This window comes from Micromonospora sp. NBC_01796 (assembly GCF_035917455.1).
Classification (GTDB): Bacteria; Actinomycetota; Actinomycetes; order Mycobacteriales; family Micromonosporaceae; genus Micromonospora_G.
Window position 1 is genome coordinate 718,769 of the sequence record NZ_CP109078.1, and the last position, 24,204, is coordinate 742,972.

18 protein-coding genes are annotated in these 24,204 nt (G+C 71.5%); 8 read left to right on the forward strand and 10 right to left on the reverse strand.

The genetic code is table 11. From position 1 onward, the window contains the following. Nucleotides 1-5: 5 nt before the first annotated feature. The 6 genes from OIE47_RS03260 to OIE47_RS03285 form a co-directional block, all read right to left on the reverse strand. Nucleotides 6-3,278, reverse strand: a complete 3,273-nt coding sequence (locus OIE47_RS03260; protein WP_326559986.1) for a hypothetical protein — start codon at nt 3,276-3,278, stop codon at nt 6-8. A gap of 90 nt (nt 3,279-3,368) precedes the next feature. Then, nucleotides 3,369-4,037: a hypothetical protein gene (locus OIE47_RS03265; RefSeq protein ID WP_326559987.1), complete on the reverse strand. Its 669-nt coding sequence runs from the start codon at nt 4,035-4,037 to the stop codon at nt 3,369-3,371. 81 nt (nt 4,038-4,118) lie between these two features. Beyond that, entirely contained in the window at nt 4,119-4,577 is a 459-nt protein-coding gene (locus OIE47_RS03270) for an SRPBCC family protein (RefSeq protein ID WP_326559988.1), read from the reverse strand. 55 nt (nt 4,578-4,632) lie between these two features. Then, complete coding sequence (locus tag OIE47_RS03275; RefSeq protein ID WP_326559989.1) at nt 4,633-5,124, reverse strand: MarR family winged helix-turn-helix transcriptional regulator; 492 nt, start codon at nt 5,122-5,124, stop codon at nt 4,633-4,635. A gap of 259 nt (nt 5,125-5,383) precedes the next feature. After that, nucleotides 5,384-5,797 carry a VOC family protein gene (locus OIE47_RS03280; RefSeq protein ID WP_326559990.1) on the reverse strand — a complete coding sequence of 138 codons (414 nt, stop codon included), beginning with the start codon at nt 5,795-5,797 and terminating at the stop codon, nt 5,384-5,386. Next, nucleotides 5,794-6,156, reverse strand: coding sequence for a DUF1801 domain-containing protein (locus OIE47_RS03285; RefSeq protein ID WP_326559991.1), 363 nt, complete (start codon nt 6,154-6,156; stop codon nt 5,794-5,796). Before OIE47_RS03285 ends, OIE47_RS03280 begins: the two co-directional genes overlap by 4 nt. A gap of 159 nt (nt 6,157-6,315) precedes the next feature. Here OIE47_RS03285 and OIE47_RS03290 point away from each other — a divergent pair, with 159 nt between their 5' ends. After that, the gene (locus OIE47_RS03290) at nt 6,316-7,245 is read left to right on the forward strand and encodes a LysR family transcriptional regulator (protein WP_326559992.1); all 930 of its coding nucleotides are present in this window, start codon (nt 6,316-6,318) and stop codon (nt 7,243-7,245) included. A 26-nt stretch (nt 7,246-7,271) separates the two neighbouring features. Here OIE47_RS03290 and OIE47_RS03295 read toward each other — a convergent pair whose 3' ends face one another. The 4 genes from OIE47_RS03295 to OIE47_RS03310 all read right to left on the reverse strand — a co-directional run bounded on the left by OIE47_RS03295 (nt 7,272) and on the right by OIE47_RS03310 (nt 13,904). Next, a complete protein-coding gene (locus OIE47_RS03295) occupies nt 7,272-9,593 on the reverse strand; it encodes a CATRA conflict system CASPASE/TPR repeat-associated protein (protein WP_326559993.1) in 2,322 nt (773 codons plus the stop codon). Further along, nucleotides 9,571-9,930, reverse strand: a complete 360-nt coding sequence (locus OIE47_RS03300) for a CATRA system-associated protein (protein ID WP_326559994.1) — start codon at nt 9,928-9,930, stop codon at nt 9,571-9,573. The genes OIE47_RS03295 and OIE47_RS03300 overlap by 23 nt, the downstream gene beginning before the upstream one ends. Nucleotides 9,931-10,130: 200 nt before the next feature. Beyond that, entirely contained in the window at nt 10,131-13,148 is a 3,018-nt protein-coding gene (locus tag OIE47_RS03305; protein ID WP_326559995.1) for a CHAT domain-containing tetratricopeptide repeat protein, read from the reverse strand. Between the two features lie 273 nt (nt 13,149-13,421). Beyond that, nucleotides 13,422-13,904 (reverse strand): hypothetical protein, encoded by a 483-nt coding sequence (locus tag OIE47_RS03310; RefSeq protein WP_326559996.1) that lies wholly within the window; start codon nt 13,902-13,904, stop codon nt 13,422-13,424. A 486-nt stretch (nt 13,905-14,390) separates the two neighbouring features. Here OIE47_RS03310 and OIE47_RS03315 point away from each other — a divergent pair, with 486 nt between their 5' ends. From OIE47_RS03315 to OIE47_RS03345, 7 genes are all read left to right on the forward strand, one after another. Further along, entirely contained in the window at nt 14,391-17,069 is a 2,679-nt protein-coding gene (locus OIE47_RS03315) for an AAA family ATPase (RefSeq protein ID WP_326559997.1), read from the forward strand. Between the two features lie 71 nt (nt 17,070-17,140). Next, entirely contained in the window at nt 17,141-18,712 is a 1,572-nt protein-coding gene (locus tag OIE47_RS03320) for a helix-turn-helix domain-containing protein (protein ID WP_326559998.1), read from the forward strand. Between the two features lie 110 nt (nt 18,713-18,822). Then, nucleotides 18,823-19,635: an alpha/beta fold hydrolase gene (locus tag OIE47_RS03325; protein WP_326559999.1), complete on the forward strand. Its 813-nt coding sequence runs from the start codon at nt 18,823-18,825 to the stop codon at nt 19,633-19,635. Then, the gene (locus OIE47_RS03330; RefSeq protein ID WP_442792128.1) at nt 19,524-20,465 is read left to right on the forward strand and encodes an alpha/beta fold hydrolase; all 942 of its coding nucleotides are present in this window, start codon (nt 19,524-19,526) and stop codon (nt 20,463-20,465) included. Before OIE47_RS03325 ends, OIE47_RS03330 begins: the two co-directional genes overlap by 112 nt. Next, the gene (locus OIE47_RS03335) at nt 20,462-21,259 is read left to right on the forward strand and encodes an alpha/beta hydrolase (RefSeq protein WP_326560001.1); all 798 of its coding nucleotides are present in this window, start codon (nt 20,462-20,464) and stop codon (nt 21,257-21,259) included. Before OIE47_RS03330 ends, OIE47_RS03335 begins: the two co-directional genes overlap by 4 nt. A gap of 256 nt (nt 21,260-21,515) precedes the next feature. Continuing rightward, on the forward strand, nt 21,516-22,511 hold the full coding sequence (locus OIE47_RS03340) for a hypothetical protein (RefSeq protein ID WP_326560002.1): 996 nt from the start codon (nt 21,516-21,518) through the stop codon (nt 22,509-22,511). Further along, nucleotides 22,508-24,124, forward strand: coding sequence for a DUF885 domain-containing protein (locus tag OIE47_RS03345; protein ID WP_326560003.1), 1,617 nt, complete (start codon nt 22,508-22,510; stop codon nt 24,122-24,124). The genes OIE47_RS03340 and OIE47_RS03345 overlap by 4 nt, the downstream gene beginning before the upstream one ends. Nucleotides 24,125-24,204 lie beyond the last annotated feature (80 nt).

Here is a 24,204-nt window from a genome sequence, read left to right on the forward strand (position 1 = left end):
CCCGGTCAGCTCATGTCGAGGGCGTACGCCTCCTCGCGTACGTCGGCGTCGGGGTGCCGGCGCAGCCCGATCAGCAGGTCCCGCCACGGCGCCTTCCAACCGAAGCCGGCCCCGTGCCGGACCAGTGCCACCGCGAACAGCCCGCCGGCAAGGTCGCCACGTTCCGCCAGTCGCGTGACGGTCTCGGCAAGGATCGCCGGGTCGGGCCACTCACGCAGGCCCCGTAGCCGGGCGCCGACGTGTTCGGCGGTACGGGTCGCGAGGACGGGCCGACCCGTACACAGTCCGGCGATCTCGTCCAGGTTGTCCAGCCGGCCCAGGTTGACCAGCAGCCCCGTGGCCGTACCGGCGAAGGCGGGCTGGCCGGCGAGCCACCGCGCCGATTCGACCAGCGCGGCACGGTCGGCGTTGGCCGGCCGGTTCCCGGACCGGACCACCGCGCCGCGTGCGAGGAGTTCGATGCGGCGTCGGGCCGAGCGGTCCGTGGCCGGGTCGCCAGGATGATCGTCATTGGCGTCGCGGTCCACGAGCCGGGCCAGCGCGGCGCCGAGTACCGGGTCGCCGCCGGCCCTCAGCAGGTTGGCGACCTGGAGGTGCACCATCGTCTCGCCGAGGTCGGTGAGCCGGTCCACGATCAGGTCGGTGATCCCGGTGAGCCACGGCGACCATCCCCCGAGCTGGCCGAAGGCCGTACGTCGGACCTCCCGGTCGTCGGCGCGGCAGGCCGCCACGATGAGCGCGCCGTAGCGCGGGCGGTGCCGTTCCGGGATCGTGGACGGGTACACGCCCAGCACCGCGCGCCGCTCCTCCCGGCTGCCGTCGACCGCCGTCCGCACGATGGTCCAGCTCGCCTCGGTCTGCAGCCGCTGCCGCGCGGCGGAGACGATCGCCGCCCGCACGTCGCGGTGCGCGTCCGGATGCGTGTACGCGTCGAGCAGCGTCGCCATCGCCTGCGGTGGCCCGTAGCGTGCCAGCAGCCGGGCCGCCTCCTTCCTGCTCGTGACCTTCGCGGGACCGGTCACCACCCCGCCGAGCAGATCGGCCAGCCGGGACGGCGGGACGTGCCGGGCAGCCCTTCCGGCGGCGTACAGCGCGACCCGCGCCCGGTCGCCGTCGGCGTACCGGAGCAGCACCGGCAGTGCCTCGTCCGGACGGTCGGTCCAGACCAGCGCGCCCAGCGCCGCTTCGGCGATCGCCACCTCCGGGGCGTCGACGTGGCGCAGCACCAGTTCGCGGCCCGCGCCGGGGACACGGGCGGCGGCCCGGATCGCCGCCGCGCGCTGCCAAACCTCCTGCCCGGAGTCGGCGACGATCAGCCCCTGCAGGTCCACGAACCGGGCCTGCTGGCGGGGCAGCCAGCGTTCGGCGTGCTGCGCCCGGCCGGGCACCCATCGCTTTCCCCGTTCCACGAACCGGCCGCGCGGAAGGCGGTCCAGCGCCCGGTCGAGCAGGTCGGTACGGGAGGTGCAGATCGTCCCCCACACCTGGTGGATCGTCACCGCCGTCGCCTCGGTCCTGACCACCTCGGCGACCCGCTCGGAACGCGTACGGGGATCGTCGAGCCACAGCTCGATCGCCGTCCGGGCCACCGAGGGCAGGGTGCGCGGGCCGATCGCCCGACGCAGCAGTTCCTGCAACTGCGGCAGCCGCCAGGCCCGGTTCCCGAACGCGTGGGTGAGCGCGAAGAGGGGACCGTACCGGCCGCGGGCGATGCCGGCCTCGACCCAGCCACGCAGCCGTTCGAAGACCATCGTCTCCTGCCCACGGCGCAGCACCGTGTCGAACCGGCGCAGGACCGGCGCGCTCGCGCCGGTGCTCACCAGGTCGATCGTGAGCAGCGACCACTCGCGCAGCTCCGGTACGGCGACGTGATGCTGCAGGACGTCGGCGGCGAGCGTGCTCAGTGCTGTCGTGGTGGCGACGGAGGCGTCACGGGCGTCGACCGCGTCGGTGGTCAGCGCGGTGAGCCCGGCCGCCGTGTCCGAGGTGAGCAGCGGTGCCACCTTCGCCAACGCGGTGAGCGCGGCGGCGCGTACCGGATCCTGTTCGTTGCGTAGCCGGCCGAGCCGGCGGATCACCTCTGCCACGGCCTGCGGGTCGCGGGAGCGGCGGGCGGCCTCCGCCAGCAGCACGTAGCCGTGCGCCCGCTCGTCGGCCTCACCCGAGCGGAGCGCGACGTTCAGCGCCTCGGACGCCTCCGGCCAGGCGAGGTACGCACTCCAGGTGCGCACCTCGGCCTCCCACTCCCGGGTCTTCGACAGGGCCAGGACCCGGGTCGCCTCGCGGATCCGGATCGCGACCGGCAGCACCTCCATGATCTCGGCAGCCGGTATCAGCGCGGCCGTGTCGGCGTCGGCCACGGCCAGGTCGTACAGCTCGGCACGGCGGCTCGGCGCGACGGCGTCCAGGAGCGCGGCCAGCGCCCGGCTGTTCTCGCGGAGCCGGCCGGCGAGCGGCGCCAGCTCCTCGGTCGGCAGTGTCGCGAGGCGACGCAGCAGGGCCGGTGGCAGCACGGTCCGCCGCAGCCAGGCCGCGCGGCCCGGCGTGGTGAGCAGGCGTACGACGCGACCCGCGTCATGTGCGGCGAGCATTCCGTACGCGGTGAGCGGGCCGGGCATCGACTCCTCGGGTGCGTACCGTTCGAGGAGGTCGAGCACCTGCGCGGGATCACACCGCAGCACCGCACCGGCGGCAGTCGCCCAGATCCTTCCGCGCAACTCGGGCGTGGCCGCAGCCAGCCGCTCGCGCACCCGGTCCAGCAGCGGGTCCGGGTGCCAGCGGACCAGCCGCTCGAGGTTGAGTGCGTGCTCCAGGTCGGGCAGGAGTGCCCGTACCGTATCGGCGCCGCAGGCCGGCAGCAGCGCGGCGGCCTCCTCGTCGCCGACCCGGGCGCGGATCTCGCCGATCAGCGCGTCGGCGACGGCCGGCGCCCGCCTGCGGCGCAGGGCCCGATAGACGCGGCGCCGCTCCACCGCCGGCCGGTCCACGTGACTGCCGACCGGGATCCCGGCCCGCACCGCAGCGATGAGCGCCGCGCTCCTGAGCGACGGATCAGGATCACGCACCGCAGCGGCGATGCCGTCGCCGTCCCGGGTCACCATCGCGGCGACCAGGGCGAGCTGCCGCTCGTAGGACCCTTGCTCGCGCAGGTCGGCGCAGACCCGGGCACGGTCGGGGGCGGTACGCGCCCAGTCCGCGAGGCGGTTCATCCGCCTGCCGTACGGCAGCGGATCGAGCGAGTTCAGCAGGGTACGGGTGGCGGCAAGCACGGCGATCATTGTGCCCGCGTACGCGTCCGGACGAGATCCATTATCGACCCGCTCGGCGACCTCGGACGGTCGACGGGCGACGGGTGCCCTCGGCGGCGTCTACGGCTGGCACTGCTCGGCTCCTCGATCCGAGACCACGCTGGTGGTCTGCCAGACGCCTTGCGCGTTCTGCACCAGTCTCGTGTTGTAGAGCACGTAGTCGTCGCCCGGATCGTCGGCGTTCTTATAGTTGACCTTTCCCGTCTTCCGATCCTTGATGTACGACTTGGTCTCGTCGGAGCAGTAGATGAGTCCGGCGGATCCGTCCTTGTTGAAGCTGACCCTCCGGTCGAAGAATCGGGTGACGCCGACCCAGGTGTGACCCTTGTCCAGGTATCCCTGGACGAAGGTGACGGAGCCTTCCAGGGCCCTGTCAGTGCTGTAGAAACCGATGGCCGGAGTTTGTGATCCCTTGAGAATCGCCTCGTCCATGGAGTTGACCCACTCCGCGTTGTCGGCCAGTACGGCGTCCTTCTTCGGATCACCGGTGTGCTGCCCCTCGAAGACGTTCTCCGTCCCGGCGGGGAGCGTGATCGCCGGCCGTTGGGCCGAGTCGGTCGCCGTAGCCGGGCTCGCGGTGACGCTCGGCGAGACAGTGCCGCCGGGCGTCGCACTGGCCGACGGATCCGCCTTGTCCACCCCGTCCGCGCCGGCTCCGCCGCAGGCGGTCAGCAGCACGACCGCCGACGCGGCGACCGCGACGGCAGCCGGAAATGAAGCACGGGCCATGTTGGAGTCTCCTTTAATCTGTGTGTCGAAACATTAAATTACACGACATGTATTTTGCCAAAAAAAACCCGGTCCAACCCACTAGATCCCTGCGGTACGGCCGCCGGTCGCGCCCGGCGCCGCCTCGAGGATGCGTCGCAACTCCTGCATGTTCTTCTTCATACCCACGCCGAACAGCCGTTCCGCGAGACCTCCGAGGTGCGCGGCGGGCCCGGGCAGCCCCTGTCCGCTGATGCTGCCGTCAAGGGTCAGTCTCGTCCCGGTCGGCAGCGACTCGAACCGGTACCTGTATCGGAACGGCGTCGGACCGTTGATCGAGGCGAACGTGACCTCCTCGTCCTGCCGGTAGGAGGTCATCTCGACGTCGTTGTGGGCGCGCCCACCGGGCAACGACCGTACGAGGTGGAAGTGGGAGCCGTCGGCCGAGGCGGTGACCTGCTCCACCGCCTCGTACCAGCGGGGCATGTTCCGGAAGTCGGCGAGAAACGCGAACACCTCCGAAACGGGGCGGCGGATGTCCAGCGAGATGTGAAAGGTCATTTCCTGCTCCTTCAGTTCTACGGTTCGATCGGGGTCGAATTCGCCCAGCGGGAGATCACTCCCGCGGGTCGCGTACATCCGTCTCTTGTCGGTCGGCTTCCGCGCGCCGGGCGACGGCCTGGCCAGCGGGCAGGTCGCGGACGAAGTCCCACAGGAAGCCGCGAATCTGTCCGAGGTCGCGCTTCTCGGCCGCCGCGTCGATCGACCGGTAAAGGTCGTCCTCGATCTCCGCGACCCGCCGGCACAGGCGGGCGCCCTCCTCGGTGATGGACACCTCGACATGGCGGCGGTCGTGCATCGCCACCTTGCGGTCGACCAGGCCAACGGCGACCAGCCGGTCGACGAGCCGGCTCGGGCTGTTGCCGCTCTCGCAGACGAGCAGCTCACCCAGGCCGTTGAGAGTGAGCGGACCGCGGTCTTCGAGGATCCGGATAACCTCGGCCTGGGACGGGGTGAGGCCGAGTGGCCGCAGCGCCTGTCCGAGCAGGCGATTACCTTCGCGTTGAGCGGCCAGGATCAGGTACCTGAGTTCCTCGGCGGAGCGCACGGTCGACCTCCCGTTCGTTCGATGTTCCCGGTCACGGCAGTTAGATTACACGACATACGTGTCGCGTCAAGCGACGGCCCGATGTCGGCCTTCAGGGCGAGTTGGAGAAGGGTCGTGGCCAGGAACAGCGGCCCGGCGAGCACACCCGCCGCGAGTAGGACGGAGGTAAGGCGGGGCGGCCTTGTACGTGTGCCGGCGGCGGGTTCGGCAGACGCGCCGACGGCGGTGGTGAGGGACACCTGATTCTCCAAAGCTGTCGTTACGGGTTCGGGACTGTCGTCGGTTGCGCGTCCGCCGGATACCAGCGGAGTTCGACGGTGTTGCGGTCCGGGTCCTGGACGTAGAGGGAGAGGCCCTCGCCCCGGGCGCCGTAGCGGCCCACCGGTCCTTCGAGGACGGTGAACACACCGGACGCGATGACGTCGTGCCAGTCCAGCGGGTCGACCACCAGGCAGATGTGGTCAACGTTCGACTCGCCTCGGCGGCGCTGGACCAGATCGATGATGGTGTCCGGGCTGATCCGGACGGAGGGGAAGCCGATCCGCCCGGCCCGCCACTGGTCGACCCGCATGGGTTCGAGGCCGAGCGTCGCGCAGTAGAAGGCGAGTGATCGCTCGACGTCCTCGACGTTGAGGACCAGGTGGTCGAGTTCCCTGACCCGCACGGTGCTCACTTTCCCTCCAGGGCCCGCGCCTGGCGCAGCCAGTCGACGAAGAGCGGCCCGTCGATGTCCCCGGTGGTGGACAGCCGTACCGAGGCCATCTGCCGGGCCCCCGGGATCAGACGGCCGGAGCGATCGGTGACCTCCCGGCCGCGCCACAGCCCGAAGGTGACGTACGAGGTGTAGGCCTTGAGCAGGCAGATCGGCCGTTGTCCCGGGACCTCGCCGAGGCCCCACACCGGGTGGCCGTGCCACATCACCCCGGTCGCGTCGGTCAGCGTCCCGTCGATGACCGGGCGGACCGCCTCGGCCGTCTCCCTCAACGGGGCGTCGAGTCCGGCCAGGAAATCGTTGATGCTTGTCGCCTTCATGATCTTTCCTTCTCGATCTGCGGGGAGCCCCGGTGCGCCATTGCTGCCTGCCTGTCCGGTGGCCCCGGTGACGCCCCTAACGATTCGCGAGACGGCGACCCCGACCAAGCCATGATCGGATTACGATCGTTGAACCGGATTCAACGAAAGAGCGGCAGGATGCTGGAGCGCCACGAGATCGAGACCTTCCTGACGCTCGCCGAGGAGCTGCACTTCGGTCGTACCGCCGAACGCCTGCGAGTGACCACCGGCCGGATCAGCCACGTCATCAGGAAGCTGGAACGGCGGATCGGGGCTCCGCTGTTCGAGCGCACCAGTCGGGTCGTCCGCATCACGCCCATCGGCCGGCAGTTGGCCGACGACCTGGCCCCGCTGGTCGAGCAGATGGACACGGCGCTGCGCCGAGCCGTAGAGGCGGGCCGTGGCGTGACCGGCCAGCTCCGGGTGGCGTTCCTCGGTGAGTACCTGGCACCGGTGCTGCTCAAGGCGGTGAGGTTGTTCACCGCCCGGCACCCCGACTGCGACGTGGACGTACGCGAGGTGCAACTGTCCAGCTCACGGGCCAGCCTGTTGGACGGCTCGATCGACATCCTCGTCGCCTCGTACCCGTTCGACGGCATGGCTCGCGGGCCCGCGCTCATGGTGGAACGGCGCGTCCTGGCCGTCGCCGCGACCCACCCGCTGGCGGATGCCGAATCGGTCTCGCTGGAGGTGCTCGCCGACCATCCGGTGGTCCAGTACCCGGCGATTACGTCGGCGGCGTTCAAGCGGGACCGGACACCCGAGCACACGCCGGATGGCCGCCCCACCATGAAGGGCCCGCACGGCAACACCTTCTCCGAGATGCTGTCACTCGTCGCGATGGGCCGGGGCGTGCTGCCGGTGGGCGAGCAGACCGAGCGCTACTACCCTCGCCCCGACATCGTCTACGTACCGATCCACGACGCCCCGCCCATCGAACGAGGACCGATCTGGCTGGAGGCGAACACGACCACCCGGATCCAGGAGTTCGTCCAGGCCGCGACGGACGCCAACCCGCCGATCCCCCAACCGGCGGTGCCGAACGGTCCGCGCCTGACAACCGGATAGACGCCGCCGTGGTGGTGCGGCGGCCATCAGCGCCGCGGGCCGGCGGGTTCGTCCGGGTCGAACATCCTGGTGTACGCGTCCAGGTCACGGAAGCGCGAGGTGTCCAGCCAGCGCGTACCGTCGGTGTCGACCGCGCACCCGGCGTTGCGCAACCGTTGGGCGATCTTGTGGATGTTCACCAGGTGCTGGTCCGGATCGGCGGTGAACCGGACGACATCGCGGCCGCCCAGGTGGGCAAACGGTCGCAGGTTGCCGATCTCGACCACGAGCGTCCGGTCGCGCCGCAGTGCGAGCGCCATCCCGGCCTCGAACAACACGTTCGGGCGGCTCTGCCCCATGGCCATCCGCTCGTACCGGTCATCGTCCGGATGCCGCAGGTCGGGATGGAGTACGGCGCCGTCGTCCGGGGTGAGGATCACGACGGCAGCCTGATTGTCCGCGAACGCCTGCTCGAACACCTCGCCGAGGAACGGCACCGGCTCCCCGGTCCGGGCGACGATCTCATTCCAGTCGTACGGGCGCAGGTCGAGCTCCCGGAGCAACTCGTACACCGCGCTGGCGGCCTGCCCGTCCCGACCGTGGATGACAAAAACGTTCCGCTCGGTGCGACCCGCCGGGGCAACGGCCGGGCCGGGGTCCTGCGTGGGAGCGGCGGGTACGGCCGCACCGGTCCAGAGCCAGGCGCTGCCCTCGAAGGTCTTGTTCCGGACCTGGCACGGCTGGAACTCGTCGGCGGTCAGCCCGGGATGCCCCTCGCGGACGACGTCGAGGTGGAGCCGGTCCGAGATCGCGGCGACGACGTCCGCCTCGGGATGGTGGACCGCCAGTGCGCGCAGTGGTGCGCTGTCGAGCAGGCGCCCGACCTCGATGACGGTGCCGCCGCTGAACCCGATCGCGCTCGCGGCGATCGGACCGGCGGCGACCGAGAGCCGCATCCGGATCCGGGCCTCGGGATGCGCCGCGTTGTCCCGTACGAGTTCGGCACGCCAACCGTGCAGCAACTCGGGCAGGATCCGGTGCACCTCCAACCCGGCCGGAAGGACAACCAGCATGCCGTCCCCGGCATCCTGTCGGTCGGTGTCGTCCAGCCGCAGGCCGGTCCGCCGGACCACCCGCTCGACCAGTGCCGCCACCCGGGTCTGCACCACCGCCTGCTGCTGCGCGGATCGGCTGCTGTAGCTGATGACGTCGATACCGAAGCCGATCCGGTGGTCGTAGCGCTCGCTGCGGGAGGCCGGCGGATCGGGCACCGGCGGGTTGAGCACCGGTGACCACGACGGTACGGGCGGCGCTGGCGCCGTACCGGTGATGGCCCGGAGCCGCTCGGCTCGCTCACGGGTCGCTTCGAGGTACTCCGCGTCGTCCTGGAGCTGCTCGGTCAGCCAGTCACCGAGCACCGCGTCGGTGGGCATCCGCTCGGTCAGCAGCGCGCCCATGTCGGCGCGTGCGATGTCGACACTCCGCCTCATCCGGCGCAGCCGCTCCAGCACCGCGATGAGTTCGGCCTCGTCGGCGGCGAGCGCGCTCGCCTCGGTGGCCCGGTCGGCACCACCGGAGGAGGTCCGCAGCAACTCGGTCAGCCGGTCCAGCCGCTCGACCACGCGCTCGCGCAGCCGGCGCAGTTCCCGCCCGTCGCCGTACACCCGGGAGTGGTAGCGAAGCTTGGCGGCATGCATGAGGTAACGGGCCAGTGGCGGGAGCGAGGTCTCCCCCTCGTTCCAGGTGAACCGGCTGAGCCGGACGTCCTCGTCCGGACGGGCCAGCACCACGAGTCGCCGGTGCGGATGGTCGCCGCGCGGGGTCGCCTCCCAGACCGCGAAGTCGTTCACGGTTCTGGACTGCGTCCACCAGGCGGCGGCGTCATCGTCCTGGCTGGGCAGGGCTGCGCGGACGTCGACCTTCGCCGGGTCGGCGGCCTTGGCCTGGTAGACGGTCGCCACCCCGAGCAGCGCACCGAGGTCCCGTCCGGCCAGCAGCCGCCACCAGCGGGCGAACTCCGGCCAGGTCGGCGGTGCCGCGGACCCGATACCCCGGCGGGACCGGGGCGGGGCGGTCGGCGACGCCATGGCCAGCGACACGCTGAGCACGTCGTGTTCCTTGCGGACGAGCGCCTGGAAGGAGAGCGGGTCCTGCAGTCCGGCGAGCGCGCCGTCCGGCTCGGCCCGGGGGTCCTCCGGCCACCGGGTGCTCAGCCGGACTCCGGCGATTGCCCGGGTCATGCCGAGGTCGTCCCGGCAGTCGCTCCACAGCCGGCGGAGCTGACTCAGGGCCGTCTCCGCGTACGGTCCGGTCAGTGGTGCGAACAGGTGGGCGATGAACTCCTGCTCAACGGGCTGGTTCGTCGCCATGGTCATCCCTCGTCGGTTCCGCTCCGGCGCGCTGGCTCGAGCGCTCGTCGACGAGCCGGTGCACCAGCTCGTTCTGTCGCTCCAGGGTTTTCGGCTGGATGCCGGTGACGGCGGCACTACCAACCCAGATGATCCGCTCCGGCCCGTTCAGCTCCAGATCCGTGATCGCCTCACGCAGACTGTCGCCGTCACCTGCGGTGAGAGCCTCGTCGACCCGCTCCAGGATCTCCTGGAGCCGTGCCCAGCGTTGCGGGGTCAGCTCCCACAGCACCAGGTCACGCAGCACGTCCAGGGCGTCTTCGACGGTTTCGGCGTCGACGGGCCCGAACCTGTCCACGTGGCGACCGTGGTCACCGGGCCACGGACCCCGGCCGCCCACTAGTCTCCGCCCACTGGCTGCTGTCCGGCTGTCGGCATGGTCGGCTCCGTCCCGCTGATCGGCATGGTCCGTTCCAACTCACTGATCCGCATGGTCCGTTCCGTTCCACTGGTTCGACAGCCGCGATGGCACATACGGGCGGCGGACGCCGTGGTCCGTCAGGGGCCGATGTGTACGTGTGCGGCCCACATCCGGGGCCGGCGGGCGTAGCGTCTGCGCAGCGCCGTTACCGCCCGGTGGACCGCTTCGGCGGGTGGGGTGTCGTGCAGCGACGTGTAGACCGCGTCAGCCATGGTCAGCGCGACCCGGTCGGTGACCGGCCACAGGGTGCCGATCACATGACGGAAGCCGGCGAGGTGGAACGCGGACGACAGGTGGATCACCTCGTCCGGCAGCACGTCGCCGGCCGTCGCCGTCGAGCAGGCCGACAGGTAGGCCAGGTGCGCGTCCTGCCGATTCAGGCCGATCAGCTGCCGTACGGTGAGGTCGCCGCCGGTGAGGGCGAGGTAGCTCTCCGACGGATCGGCCGGGTTGGTGAAGCCATGGCAGATCAGGTGGGCCCACTCGCTGTCGGCGAGGGCTGCCAGTACGCCGTCGACGGTCGCCTCACCGTCGACGAGCACCCGTGCGGTGCCGGCGAAGCTCTCCCACACCTTGGTCGTCTCGGCGGGCGCGGACAGGAAGGCACCGTGGGGCGAGTCCGCGACCGCGACGACAACGGGCGCCCGTACGGCCCGCGGCGGGGTCACGGACTCGCCGGACCGGTACGCACGCAGCGCCGCCGCCGTCGGCAGATAGGAGCTGACCACCTGCTCGTGGACGCTCCTCCCCGGCTGGTCGGCACATCCGGAGGCGTGCAGCGGCAGGGCGACCAGCGGGCCGGTCGGCACCCACCAGACACGTGCGGGACGGTCCGCCCGCAGGGCGAGCCGGTCGATCACCGGACCGGTGACGTGCTGCCAGAGCCATTCCAGGGTCTCGGTGAGCAACCCGTCGTGGGTGCTCGGGTCGGTCGCGGCGGACAGCGCCTCGGCCCGCTCCCGTACGGCCTCGACACCGAGGGTGGGTAGCGGAAGCAGGTCGACTCCGTCGGCGTCGAGCAGCAGCGCGTCGCTGCGGAACCGGGAGACGTTGACGAGGACGATGGTCCCCTGCCCGGGAGCGGGCAGGATGGCCCCGATCTCGGGTGGCTGGAGGAACCCGCCGAGTCCGGGCAGGGCCCGGATCCGGGCGACCGTCTCCTCCCACTCGTCGGCGAGGCGGTGGCGCAGGTCGGTGACCGGATCCGCGCCCCGAGGGTCCTGGATCAGCCGTCCGGTGTTGTCCGCGTCGAGCAGCGCGCCGATCCGGCTGAACCGGTCGGCGAGGTCCGGACGGAGCGTACGGACCCGGGTCAGGTCCTGCCGGGACTGCAGGGACTGGGCCAGCAGCACCGCCCGTCCCTGCTCCAGCAGGGCGACCGCCCGGTACGGGTCGCCGGTCTCGATCGCGGCAGCCGCGGCGTCGCGTACCGCTCCGTTGAACCGGGCGAGTTGGGACTGCCTGCTGGATCGCGCGATCCGCTGTCCGGCGAGCCGGACCACCAGGGAGACCGCCTCCGCGAGGCATTCCAACGCGGCCGGCCAGTTGCCCGCTGCCACGAAGATCTCACCCGCGCCCATCGCGCTCGTCGCCCGTACCGGGGTCGGCGCGGCCCGTACGCCGGCGGCCCGACGGTGCGCCCACGCCGCCTCCAGACGGTCCGACTCGTCGCCGGTGATGCCGAAGCGGACGGCGAGCGCCGCGCCGAGGTTCTTCAGCGCCACCGCGGCCCGCGCCGGGTCGGCCGGCAGCGGGTCGCTCGCGGCTCGCGCGGATGCCACCGTGGCGCTGGCGTCCTCGCCCCGTCCGGAGTGCAGCGCCTTGCGCCGCTGGGCGTTCGCCAGGTTGCCGAGGTACCGGCTGCGCATCGGGTGCGCGGGGCCGGCAGTTGCCACCGCCTCCGTGCAGTACCTGATCGCGGCGTCGATGTCGACGGGGTCGCCGGTGCGCTCGAAGCGCAGGGTGAGGGAGGCGCCGAGGTTGCTGAGCCAGCCCGGCCGGTCGAGGTGTTCCGGACCGGTGGTCGACACGCAGGCCAGCTCGGTGGTGATCGCCGCGTCGAGGTCCGCCAGCGCGCCGGTCCGCTGGAACCGGGTCACCCGTGCGGTGGCCATCGCGGAGAGATGGACCCCGTGGCCGACGTGCCCCGGTGGGCTCGCGGCCACCGCCTCCTCGGTGGCCCGTACCGCCTCGTCGATGTCCTCCAGGTCGCCGAAGTGGTTGAACCGCATGATGAGTGCCTGACCCAGGTTCGAGTGGTGCCCGGCTCGGTCGGCCGAGCCGCCGGCGGCCCGGACCGCGTCCCGGAAGGTCTGTACGGCACGGTCGAGGTCGGCTCGGTCCCCGACGTGACCGAAACGTTGGCCCAGCGCACCGCCGAGGTTCGACAGGTACGCGGCGCGCAGTGCCGTCGGCTGCCGGCCGAGGACGTCCGGCCGCCCGACGACCAGGTCCATCAGGTCGATCGCCCGGTCGAGGTAGGACCGCTCCCCCGTGGCCAGGTACGCGACGCTGTAGGTGTTGGCAAGGTTGGACGGCCACTCGGGTCGTTCTGCCGCACGTGGTGCCTCGCGCAGCGCCGCCTCCCCCGCCTCGATGGCCTCGTCCAGGTGCGCCCGGCTCCCGACCACGAACAGGACCTGCAGGATGACCCCGAGGTTCGACAGCAGTCCGGCCCGCTCGACCGGTGGGAGTTCGCCGGCCAGTGCCCGCCGGGTCACCGATACCGCCTGCTCCAGGTCGGCGGGATCGCCCAGGTGCTCGAAGCGGGTACGCAGGGCGTCCCCCAGATTCGCCAGCGCGTACGGATCTCCGCCGGCCGCCGCACGCGACAGTACGTCGACAGCCTCCTTGATGAACTGCCGGTCGTGCGTCAGCTCGAAGAGGTTGGCCAGCGTCCCGCCCAGCATGTTCAGCACCGAGTCCCGGATCTCGGCCGTCACCCAGGGCATCGTCAGGTCGGCACGGCTCAGCAGTTCTGCCGCTTCCTGCTGCCCGGCGAGATCGAACCGCCGCTCCGGGTCGGTCACGATAGCCATGGCGGCCGAGATCATGGCGAGGAACTCGTCGGGGTCGGCGTACTCGCGGGCGGTCATCTGCGCCTCCGATCAGGGGCGGTACGGGAAGCGCCACACAACGTCGACCTGGCCGTCATCCGAGCCGGCTTACGTCCTCACCAGGCATATGAGACAGCCGACGATGCTCGGACACTTCTTCATCTGATGGGTTGTCGGATCAACGGGTGGTCCAGACGCCGAACTTCCCGCCGGGCCCTGTGGCACGGGGTCCGGATCGGAGGCGGTCGCGCCGCCTCGGCCCGGATACGAAGTAGCCGGGCCCTGAACGGGGCCCGGCCACCCAGAAACGCGTCAGGCGTCGTTGTAGACGTACGACGGAATGACGGTCACGCACACTCCGGCGCAGACTCGGAACGTCAGTCGACTGCCGTGGTAGCCGTAATCGCGTACCGTGCTGTCCTCGTAGTAGTCCTTGTTGCAGGCCGCCCATCCCGAACTTTGGCTGATGCACGTGCCGTCCCGGTACTCTTCCCAGTCGTTGGGCCCCCAGAGCTCGTTCGACCACTCGATGGTTCCCTCGTCCCACCCCGGGCTCAGGTTGATCCACCACCGGTCGCCGTACTTCTGGAAGCAGCCCTGGATCGAACTGGTCGGCGTGCTGCGGCACACCTTCGCCTCGCTACCCGGCGTCGCGCGCTGGGCGAGGTTGACGTCGGGGTCGGGCGGCGGGACCGCGCCCGCCGGGCCGGTGACGGCGAGCGTCACCGCGAACACGCTCGCCAGCGTCAACAGAAGCAGCGTCCACCTGCGCCGAATCACACCTACGGACTCCATGCCGACCTCCTTCGATGCTCCACGCTGATTCCTGCGCCCCACTTTTCCTCCAACCCGTCGCGAAAACCGTGACACCGCACGCCACACGATCGCCTTCCGCGACCGCTCTCATGTCGATTGGCGGATTTGACCCTCTGGAACAGAGACGCCACCGAGCCGTGCATGTGGCCCTCCTCCGGTGACTGGTTCGCCAACGGGATCGGGCGTCGCGGCTCAGCGTAGGAACGCGGTACGGCGGTTCACCACCGTCGATGCATGTCCCGGACAGCGCACGCCTGTCCGGCCTGTTCAAAGGCTTGCCTGATCTTGTCCCAGACAGGCAACGCCCGACGGACGACCCGTGGAGCATTGCCCGCAACCACCATTGCGGACATGATCGGGTACGCAATCAATGGAGCGAGCACCGATTCACCGTCGTCGCCCGGCGCAGGAGCAGGGTCGGGCCTGAGCAGGAGTTCGGGTGGGTGTCGAACGTAGGATGCTTGGGTGATCTTCGGGCGCCGATCGGAACTTGAGGAACTGTCGGCCCTGGTCGGCGGCGCGGCGGCCGGCGAGGGCGGCGCGCTCGTCCTGCACGGCGAGGCCGGAATCGGCAAGTCGGCGCTGCTGGACCACACCGCCCGCGAAGCGGCCGGGCGGGGCATCCGGGTGCTCGGCACCGCCGGTATCCAGGCAGAGGTGCACATTCCGTACGCGGCTCTGCATCGCGTGCTGCGCGGTGCGCCGGACCTGGCCGACGTGGCCCTGACGGTCCTGAGCTCGCCGGGCACGTTGCCGTTCCGCGCGGCGACCATCCTGCTCGACGCGGTCGCCGCCGCCGACGCCCCGACGTTGATCACCGTCGAGGACCTGCAGTGGCTGGACGAGAGCAGCTGGGAGGCACTGGCGTTCGTCGCCCGCAGGCTCGGCGCGGAGCGGGCCGCGATGCTGCTCACCGCGCGCGACGGCGGCGACATCGACCGGAGACTGACCCGCTCGGGCCTGCCGGAGACGCGGTTGCGCCCGTTGGACCACGACGACTCGCGTGCCCTGCTGGACCGGGTGGCTCCGCAGCTCACGCCCACCCTGCGCATACGGGTGCTCGACGTCGCGAAGGGCAATCCGCTGGGGCTGGTGGAGCTGGGCGAGGCGGCTTCCCGCTCCGGCAACGCCGCGCTCCTACCGACCTCGGTGCCGCTGAGCGAGCGGCTGGAGCGGACCTTCTCCGGCCTCGTGGCCGAGCTGCCGGCGGTCACCCGGTCGGTGCTGCTGGTGGCGGCTGTGGACGACGGCGACGACCTGGACGAGGTGCTGAGCGCCTGTCGCCTTTTGGCTACCGGAACGGTCGGGCACGAGGACATCGACCCGGGGGTGGCGACCCGGCTGGTGCAGGTCGACGACCGGTTCCGGTTGCGGTTCCGGCATCCGCTGCTGCGTTCCGCGCTCTACCAGTCGGCCACCGCCGGGCAACGCCGACGGGTACACGCCGCGCTGGCCGAGGTGCTGTCCGGCGATCCCGAGCGCAGCGTCTGGCATCGGGCCGCGGCGGCGAGCGGGCCGGACGAGGAACTGGCCCGGCAGCTGACCGAGGTCGCCACGCGGGCCCAGCACCGGCAGGCTCCCGGTATCGCGTTGGCCGCTTTCGAGCAGGCCGCCCGACTCAGTGAGAATCCCGCCGCACGCGGCCACCGGCTGCTGGCCGCGGTGGACATGGCGTCCGAGCAGGGGGACGCCCCGGCGACCGGTCGCCTGCTGGCGGAAATTCGCCCGCATGAGCTTTCCCCGGGCGACCGGGTCGCGTACGAACTGCTGCTCGAGGCGAACCACGCCACGCACTGGTCCGGCGCCGAGCGGCTCATGCGCTTCGCGGAGGCGATCGAGGGGCTGGCCACGGTCGATGATGCCGGCAAGGCAGTACGGCTGCTGGACGCCATCGCCCTGCGTACCCTCTATTCCGACCCGGACCCGGACGCCGTCGCGCGCCTGGTCGCGGCGATCGACCGGGTGATGGCGGTATCGGACAACCCACAGCTGACCGCCTCCCTGGCGATGATCGCGCCGGTCATCCGCGGCCGGGAGTCCCGCCAGCGGTTGCGGGAGATCCTCCTACGGGGTGGCACCGATCCGTACGCCACGCACCAGCTCGGGCTGGGCGCCGGCGCGATCGGCGACTGCCCGATGGCGTGCGACTTCCACGCCATCGCCGAGGTCGGCCTGCGGGCGCAGGGCCGCCTCGGTGTGCTCTACCGGGCCCAGATCTCCCGTGCGATGCTCGCGACGTACCTCGGTGACGCGCAGACCGCGATGGCGCTGTTGCCGGAGGCTGAGGCGCTGGTGCTGGAGATCGGAACGCCGAACTGGGTGCCGACCGCATGGGCGGCCGCCGGAGCGGCGCACGCGCTGCGGGGCGAGCTGGCCGCCGCCGAGGAGCGGGCCGCCGCAGCGGAGGCCATGCTGCTGTCGTACGGGCGCAACCCCCTGCTCGCCGGGGTGCGGCAGGTCCGCGGGATGGCCGCGTTCGCCGGTGGGCGGGCCGAGGAGGCGTTCGGAGAGTTCCGCCGGATCTTCGACCCCTCGGACGACTCGTACCACCCGCAGACCGGGTATTCGCTGGTGGGATACGTTTTCGAGGCGGCGGCCGGATGCGGCGCCACCGGGGAGCTGCGGCGGCTGGTCGACGAGCTGACACCGGTCGCGGAGGTGAGCCACTCCCCCGCGTTGCTGATCGGTCTGGGGTACGCGCACGCGATGCTGGCCGACACCGCCGAGGCGTACGAGAAGGCGGTCGGCGAGGAGCTGGACGGGTGGCCGTTCGAGCTGGCGCGCCGTCAGCACGCGTACGGCGTCTGGCTGCGCCGGCGGCGACGTCCGGCCGAGTCCCGGCCGTTGCTGCGTGCCGCCGCGGCGACGTTCGACGCCCTCGGCGCGACCGCCTGGGCCGAGCGGTCCCGGGCCGAGCTGCGCGCCTCCGGTGAATCGCTGCGCCGGCCCACCGAGACCGCCGCCGTCCTGACGCCGCAGGAGACGCAGATAGCGCGGCTGGCAGCCGAGGGGCACAGCAACCGCGAGATCGCCGAGCGGCTGTTCCTGTCGCCCCGCACGGTCACCACCCACCTGTCCCGGATCTACCCGAAGCTGGGCATCCGGTCGCGCTCGGAGCTGTCCCGGGCACTGCGGATTACATAGTTCTACGTACGCGAGCACCCCCCGCCCGTCCGTAGCGTCGGTTTCGAGGACGACGGACAAGGAGGGGCCGGATGCCGCTGGGACAACGGCTTCGCGAGCTGCGGCGCGCCGCCGGCATGACCATGGAGCAGCTGGCGGAGGCGTCCGGGGTCAGTACCCGGGCGATCAGCGACGTGGAACGGGGGCAGATCCGGGCGCCGCAGCCGCGTACGCTCGCCGCCCTCTCCACCGCCCTCGGCGTGATCGACGAGGAGCACCGCCGGTTGGAGGACGCCGCCCGCGCGTTGCGGATGCACACCGCCGCCGCGCGGACGCACCTGTGCGAGCCGCCCCGAGCCGTCACCGACTTCGTGGGCCGGGAACCGGAGCTGGAGGTGGTGCGCCGGCACGCCGCAGCGGACACACGGGGCGGCCCGATGCCGGTCGTGCTGGTGCACGGGCAGGCGGGACTCGGGAAGACCGCCTTCGTCGTACGGGCCGCCGAGCTGCTCCGGGACAGCTTCCCCGGCGGGTGTCTCTACCTGGACCTGCGCGGTGTCGACCCGGTGCCGCCGTCGGCCGGCGAGGTCGCGGCGCAACTGCTGCGGGCGCTGCGGGTGAACCCGCGCAGGATCGCCGACTCGGACGAGGATCGGTGCAGCCAGCTACGCGCGACGCTGCGCGACCGGCGGTGCCTGCTGGTGCTGGACAACGCGGCCGACGAGACACAGGTACGCCCGCTGCTGCCGGGCGCGGGCGCCAATTTTGTCCTGCTGACCAGCCGGCGCGTGCTCGGTGGGCTGGAGGGTGTGCTGCGGCTGGGCCTGTCCCCGCTGGCCCCGAGCGAGTCCGCCGCGCTGCTGATCGCGATCGCCGGGCAGGCCGGGCAACCAGCGGCCGCCGCCGACGTGGAGGCGGTGTCGCGACTCTGCGGGCATCTGCCGTTGGCGTTGCGGATCGCCGGCACCCGGCTGGCCAACCGTTCCGGGTGGACGATCCGGCACCTGGTGGAACGGCTCGCCGTCGCCGACCGGCGGCTGGCCGCCCTGCGCGTCGGCGACCTCAGCGTGGCGGCCGCGTTCGCGCTGTCGCACGCGCAGCTCTCCGGGGCGGGACGGACCCTGTTCCGGCGGCTGGCGCACGTGCCGGATGTCGACTTCGCCGCCCCGATCGCGGCCGTGCTGGCCGACTGCGACCCGTACGACGCCGCGGACCTGCTGGACGAGCTGGTGGAGCTGGGCCTGCTGCAGCCCGTGAGCGCCGACCGATACCGGTTCCACGACCTGCTGCGGCTGTTCGCGGACGAGCGGCTACGGGCCGAGGAACCGGCCGGCACGCGGGCGGCCACCCGTACCCGGATGGCGCGTTGGCTGCTGGAGACGACCATCGTGGCGGGCCGCTGGTTCGAGCCCGCCTACGGCTCGCTGCCGGACGGCTGGGACGGTCCGGTTCCGCTCGCCACGCTGGAGGAGGCGGGCGAGTGGCTGCGTACCGAGGCGGGGAACTGGCTCGGTGCGCTGCGGATCGTGGCCGAGGCCGGCGAACACCGGCTGGTCGTGGACGTCGCCGAGGCGCTGCGCTGGTTCTCCGACACGATGGCCCTCTGGCCCCACTGGCACGAGGTGTACGGGCTGTCCCGCGCCGCCGCCGCCCGACTGGTGTGAAGACCACCGGAAGTTCTGCAGGTCGTCCTGCCTGGTCCGGCGCGTACGGCGTTGGTTGCATCTTCAGTACGGCCACATCAGGCCGTACGGATGAAAGGTCTTTCCTGCCGATGTCTCTTCCCGTTTCCCGGCGGACCGTGCTGGCCGGCGCCGGCGCCGCCGCCGTGAGCGCCGCGGTCGCTGTCGGCGGCTCGCCCGCCATGGCGACCGGCACAGGGCCGAAGCCCACGATCGTGCTGGTACACGGCGCGTTCGCCGACGCCACCGGCTGGTCCGAGGTGATCAACCGGTTGACCCGCGACGGCTACACCGCGATCGCCGCGCCGAACCCGCTGCGCGGCGTGGCCTCCGACTCCGCCTACCTGGCCGCCTTCCTCGCCACCCTGACCGGCCCGATCGTGCTGGCCGCCCACTCCTACGGCGGCGTGGTGATCACCAACGCCGCGACCGGCAACCCGAACGTCAGGGCGCTGGTCTACGTGGCCGCGTTCGCACCGGAGGCCGGCGACACCGTGTACGGCCTGCAGACCCGCTTCCCTGGCACCCAACTCGACGAGGCCGCACTGGACTTCCGCCCCTACGCGCTGCCGAACGGCGCGCACGGCGTCGACGGGTACGTGAAGCGGTCCGCGTTCCGCCACGTCTTCGCCGGTGACCTGTCGCCGTCCGCCGCCGACCTGCTCTGGGCCACCCAGCGCCCCGGCGACACCACCACCATCGAGGAGCCGTCCGGCGCCCCGGCCTGGAAGACGATCCCGTCGTACTACCTCGTCGCCCGCGACGACAACCTGATCCCGGCCGCCGCGCAGCGATTCATGGCCAGGCGCGCCCGCGCACACACCGTCGAGGTCAGGGCCTCGCACGTCGCCATGATCTCCCAGCCCCGTACGACCGCCGACCTGATCGGAAAGGCCGCCCGATGAGCTTCGTGACCACCTCCGACGGGACCCGGATCTTCTACAAGGACTGGGGCACGGGACGCCCCGTCGTGCTCAGCCACGGCTGGCCGCTGAACTCCGACAGTTGGGAGGCGCAGCAACTGTTCCTGGCCGAGAACGGCTTCCGGGTCATCGCGCACGACCGGCGCGGCCACGGCCGGTCGACCCAGACCTGGCACGGCAACGAGATGGACACGTACGCCGACGATCTGGCCGCCCTGATCGAGCAGCTGGACCTGCGCGAGGTGACCCTGGTCGGCTTCTCCACCGGCGGGGGCGAGATCACCCGGTACATCGGCCGGCACGGCACCTCCCGGGTGGCGCAGGCGGTGCTGGTCTCGGCGGTGCCACCGCTGATGGTCCGCCGCGACGACAACCCGGACGGCGTGCCGATCGAGGTGTTCGACGGCCTCCGGGCGGGGTCGTTGGCGGACCGTTCACAGCTCTACCGGGACCTCGCCGACGGGCCGTTCTTCGGCCACAACCGCGACGGTGTGGAGGTCTCTGAGGGGATCCGGCGGGCGTTCTGGCTGCAGTCGATGGCGTCCGGACACCGCAACGCGTACGAGTCGATCGCCGCCTTCTCGGCCACCGACTTCCGTGGCGACCTGGCGACGTTCGACGTGCCGACCCTCGTCGTCCACGGAGACGACGACCAGGTCGTCCCGTTGGCGGTCGGCGGCCGGGCCTCGGCTGCTCTGGTCAAGGGCGCGGAGCTGATCGTCTACCCGGGTGCGCCCCACGGCATCACCGACACCCACAAGGAGCAGCTCGGCAACGACCTGCTCACCTTCCTGAAGGGGTACGAGGCATGAGCACGATCGTCCTGATCCACGGGCTCTGGGTCACTCCTCGAAGCTGGGAGCAGTGGATCCCGTACTACCAGGCCAAGGGACACACGGTGTTGGCGCCCGCGTACCCGGGATTCGAGGTCGAGGTGGAGGCGCTGCGTGCGGACCCGACGCCGATCGCCGAGCTGACCGTTCCGGAGACGCTTGCGCACCTCGAGAAAATCATCACGGGGCTGCCGGAGAAGCCGATCCTGATCGGCCACTCGTTCGGCGGCGCGCTGACTCAGCTACTGCTCGACCGGGGGCACGGCGCGGCCGGCGTGGTGATCGACTCGGCGCCACCGGAGGGCATCCGGGTCACCCCGCCGTCGCAGCTCAAGTCGCTCTTCCCGATCTTGAACAACCCGGCAAAGCGGCACCAGGCCGCCGGGTTCACCCCCGAGCAGTTCCACTACGCGTTCACCAACACGCTGCCCGAGGACGCGGCCCGCGCCGCCTACGACCGGTACGCCATCCCGGCTCCGGGCAGCTGGGTCTGGGCCTACGGCCTGATCGCCAACTTCAAGCCCGGCAAACAGGAGACCTGGGTCAACTTCCACAACAGCGAGCGTGCGCCGCTGCTGTTCGTCGCCGGCGGTAAGGACCACATCATGCCGCCGTCGGTGAACAGGTCCAACGCCGACCACTACCGGGCGCCGGGGACGGTCACCGACTACCACGAGTTCCCGGAGCGGTCGCACTGGACCTGCGCCGAGCCGGGCTGGGAGACGGTGGCCGACTACGCCCTCGACTGGGCACTGCGGCACGCCCGGCAGTAGCCGGGGCCGGATACCGACATCCGCACGTTTCCGGTGGCCGGCAGGGCAGGACACCGGCCACCGGGAACGACCGTCAGCTTGTTGGTCCGGCTCCGTCCAGGAAGGACATACGCAAAGGCGTACCGTACGATCTTCAGCGCTGCCGGAGATGCGCGACGACCGCATCCTGGCCCAGTGCCACCGCCGCTCCGAGCGTCCGCTGTCATTCGCGTCAACCTGGGCAGCACCCCCGAACACGCACTCGATGAAGGAACCCATGCTGCTGTTCCGAAGCGCCAGCGACCCCCGGTTCGGCCCCGACCCCTCCTTTGACGCGGCGCTCGACGATCACGAACTCGCCGCGGCGCGCGACGCGGCGGCGGCAGGTGACTGGCAACCCGCCCGGGAAGTGGTCAGGGCCGCCCACGGTGACTGGGAACGCCGGGTGCACCGGGTCGAGGTGCTCGGCGAGTTCGCTGCCGAGGATCCCGACTGGCTACGGGCATGGCTGGCAGCCGAGCCCTCGGGCGCCGAAGCCGCAGTCGTCCACGCCAAAGCGGAAGTCTGTCGGGCCTGGAACGCCCGAGGAGGTGCCTGGGCGAGTCAGACCTCCGCTGACGCGTTTCGCGCCTTCGCTCGCATCCTGAACGACGCCGAGCAGGCGATCGACCGCGCCGTCCACGTCGCCGTCGACGACCCGTCGCCGTGGATCACGTACCTCTGGCTCACGATCGGCCGAGGCGAGCCCTGGGCACTGTTCGAACAGCGGTGGACCGAGTTGGTTGCCCGTGACCCGCACAACTACCTGGCCCACGAGGCGAGATTCCAGCACAGCTGCCTGAAATGGGCTGGTAGCCACGAGCTGATGTACGACTTCTGCTACCGCGCTGCCGCCGCCGCGCCGCCCGGCTCACCACTGGCTGTCCTGCCGCTGCAGGCGCATTTCGAGTGGGAACTCAAGGAAACCGCACTCAACCCGACCGCGGGCGCCCTGAAGGCCACCGCGATGTGGGCCGGTGAGCAGGTCCGCAGGGACATCGACACCGCAGTGCACCAGTGGCTCGCCCCCGGCCAGCCGAGCCACGCCCTCGCGCTGAAAGCCCGGTCGGTCCTCGCCAGGGCGATGACGAAGGCCCGGCGTCACGCCGAGGCCGCCGAACACTTCACGGCAATCGGACCGTACGTCAGCGAGTACCCCTGGTACTACGAGAACCGTGGGGCCGAGAGAGCCTTCCTGGAGGCTCGCAAGCAGGCCGTCCGAGCCGCGCGTTGACACGGGGCCTCCACGCACTCGAGGACTTCGCCAGCCGACTCCTGCGCGATGTGGCCCGCCTCGACCCTTGCGCGGCGGTCGAGGTCGGCGAGCAGGAGGTCGACGGACTCACCGACTACAGCCCGGACGGCCATCAGGCGCGCGCCGATCTCGCCGCCCGCGCCCTGGGCGAGCTCGAGAACCTGCCCGCGACGAGCCCGCTGCACGCTCACCTCGCCGAACGGTTGCGCACCCGTATCGCCTTCCACGATGCCGGGGAGGACCTGCGCGAACTGCATGCGGCGGCCACCGGCCCGCTTCAGCTCATCCGCCAGTCCGTCGAGGCCGCGGTGCCCGGCCGCGACGCCGGGGGCGCGGCCTACGAGGATGGCTGGGCCCGTGTCGGCGCGCGCCAGGCCGCGATCCCCGCAACCCTGGACGGGTACGCCCGCAGCCTCCTGCTCGCCGCCGAGCGCGGTCACCTGCCGACCCGGCGCCAAGTGGAGCTCGTGACCCAGCGCTGTCGCAATTGGATCGACGATGACATCGCCCTGGTGGAGCGCTACGGCGATGGGCGGCAGCGGGCGTCGTTGCAGGCAGCGGCGCAGGGCGCGCGGGCGGCGTACCAGAGACTGGCCGCGCTGCTGACCGCGGACCTGGCCCCGAGGGCGCGCGGCGAGGAGGCTTTCGGGCCGCAGCGGTACGCACTCTGGGTGCGGACCTTCCTCGCTTCCGAGCCGGATCTGCGCGAACTCTACGACTGGGGCTGGGACGAGTTCACCGCGATCGAGGCGGAACTGGTCGCGGAGGCGAAGGCCCTGGGCGGGACCGTGCCCGCGGTGCTCGACCGGCTCGACAGCCCCGACGCGCCGGGCACCCTGCACAGCCGGGCCGAGTTCGGTGGGTGGCTGCAGGAGCTGCTGGAGGCCACCACCGAGCAACTGCACGGCGTGCACTTCGACATCCCCGAGCCGCTGCGGCGCATCGAGTCCCGGGTGACCGTGTCGGGCGGCACCGCCTACACCGGGCCGTCGCAGGACCTGACCCGGCCGGGCCGCGTCGGGTGGTTCCTCCCCGAGGACCAGACGAGCTTTCCCACCTGGTACGCCTACAGCACCGCGTACCACGAGGGGGTTCCCGGCCACCATCTCCAGATGGGCTACGAGGCCTGCCGGGGCGGCCTCGGGCAGCGGCTGAGCCTGCTCGGCGGGCTCTCCGGCTGCCGAGAGGGCTGGGCCCTGTACGCCGAGCGGTTCATGGACGAGCTGGGGCTCTACCAGCAGCCGGGTGCACGACTGGGTTACCTGTTCATGCAGTTGCTGCGGGCGGCGCGGGTCGTGCTCGACATCGGCCTGCACCTGCGGCTGCCGGTGCCGTCCGGTGGCGGCGCGTCGTGGACCCCGGATGCCGCCCTGCGTCTGCTGCGCAACCGCTGCCATCAAGGGCCGTACGCGTCCGTGGAGCTGGCGCGTTATCTGGGCAGGCCGGGGCAGGCGCTGGCCTACAAGGTAGGTGAGCGGGTGTGGCTGGACGGCCGCTCATCCTTTCGCGGCGACCGGCGAGCGTTCCACCGTCGGGCGCTGGAACTCGGCTCACTGGGACTGGACCAGTTGCGGGGGGCGCTGACCGGGTGACCGCAGGTCACTCGTCCGTGGTGGTGGAGCAGGCCGGGCATCCTGCCCTGTTGCGATGCCCGGACACAATCGTGGTCGCT